This is a genomic window from Oleiphilus sp. HI0080 (genome assembly GCF_001635135.1).
In genome coordinates, this window is record NZ_LWFU01000947.1 from 1 (window position 1) to 1,244 (window position 1,244).

Below are 1,244 nucleotides of genomic sequence, written 5' to 3' on the forward strand. Positions count from 1 at the left end.
CGCGAATGAAGTGCATGAAGTGTTGGCCAGTGAAGACGCGAAGCGATACGAGGCTTATTTCAATGCAATGTATGGGAATCAGCCGGCTGTTTGGGATGATAGTCTTAAGGGGCAAGATCGCTTGAGGGTGATTACCAATTACTTGACGCGCATGCGGTTTATTGATCAGCGTGGAGCGCTGGAGTTGAGCGCCAAAGAGGGGCTCGATAAGACGCCCTTGGGTTTCGCCCCTTGGTTTAAGCAACCAACATCAAGGAAGTGGACCATTGTTTTTGGCCACTGGGCTGCCTTAGAAGGACAGACCGAAGATGCACGTTTTCAAGCGATCGACACAGGTTGCGTATGGGGCGGAAAACTTACAGCGCTGAATTTAGATACGCTGGAACGAACAAGCGTCTAGGAATAGAGCAGAGCACGCAGCGGACTGTATTTTGCTGCAAATAATGATAAATAATACGTCGTCACGATCTGAAAGATGCGAATAATACACCACCATTTTTTAGTACTAGGTTGCATTGGTGCTGGGTTGTCGGTTGCTCTTGGCGCTTTCGCAGCGCATGCCTTGAAGGACTCTTTGTCAGAGAAAATGCTGTCTGTTTTTCAAACGGGTGTGGAGTATCAGGCGTACCATAGTTTAGCGATGTTGGTCTTGGTGTTGTTGGCGTCTTTGGCGAGAACAGAAAAGGCACGCCGTTACTTGAGTGTCTCCATGTCGCTCATGCTCTTTGGTGTCGTGTTGTTTAGTGGGAGCTTGTATGCCTTGGCGCTTACCGGTTTGGCGTCTTTAGGAATGATTACTCCAGTGGGTGGAGTTTTGTTTCTTTTAGCTTGGTTCTTTGCGGCAAGAGGTGCATGGAGCATGGGCAAGCCTGAGCTTTTAGAGGAAAGTTAAATCGTGAAGATTATTCTAAATGGCGAGCCTTACGAATGTGAGGCTGGCACAGACTTACTAGCGATCGCAAAGGCGCTTTCTTTAGAGGGGAAACGTTACGCGATTGAGCACAATAAAGAGATTGTCCCCAAAGCCCAGCATGAGAAAATCACGTTACAGGAAGGTGATCTGGTTGAGGTTGTGCAGGCGATTGGTGGCGGTTAGCCAATAGGAAAGGAAGTAAAATGGGATTAGATACCGGAGTTCTAGAGATAGAAGGCGAAAAGTATAAAAGTCGTCTGTTAGTAGGGACGGGAAAGTACAAAGATCTAGAAGAAACACGGTTGGCAATTGAGGCCAGCGGCGCGGAAAT

The 1,244-nt window shown here is 47.9% G+C and carries 2 protein-coding genes and 2 pseudogenes; all 4 read left to right on the forward strand.

Annotation, left to right across the window (positions count from 1 at the left end; all coding sequences use genetic code 11):
* A pseudogene (locus A3751_RS23135) lies at window positions 1-400 on the forward strand (diadenosine tetraphosphatase); the annotation flags it as partial.
* A 75-nt stretch (window positions 401-475) separates the two neighbouring features.
* Complete coding sequence (locus tag A3751_RS18435; RefSeq protein ID WP_068457021.1) at window positions 476-892, forward strand: DUF423 domain-containing protein; 417 nt, start codon at window positions 476-478, stop codon at window positions 890-892.
* Between the two features lie 3 nt (window positions 893-895).
* Complete coding sequence (gene thiS / locus A3751_RS18440; protein WP_068457024.1) at window positions 896-1,096, forward strand: sulfur carrier protein ThiS; 201 nt, start codon at window positions 896-898, stop codon at window positions 1,094-1,096.
* 20 nt (window positions 1,097-1,116) lie between these two features.
* Window positions 1,117-1,244: pseudogene (locus tag A3751_RS22290) on the forward strand (thiazole synthase); the annotation flags it as partial.

Coding starts and splice junctions, on each gene's coding strand:
- A3751_RS18435 (WP_068457021.1), top strand. CDS start 476: ATGCGAATAATACACCACCATTTTTTAGTACTAGGTTGCATTGGTGCT.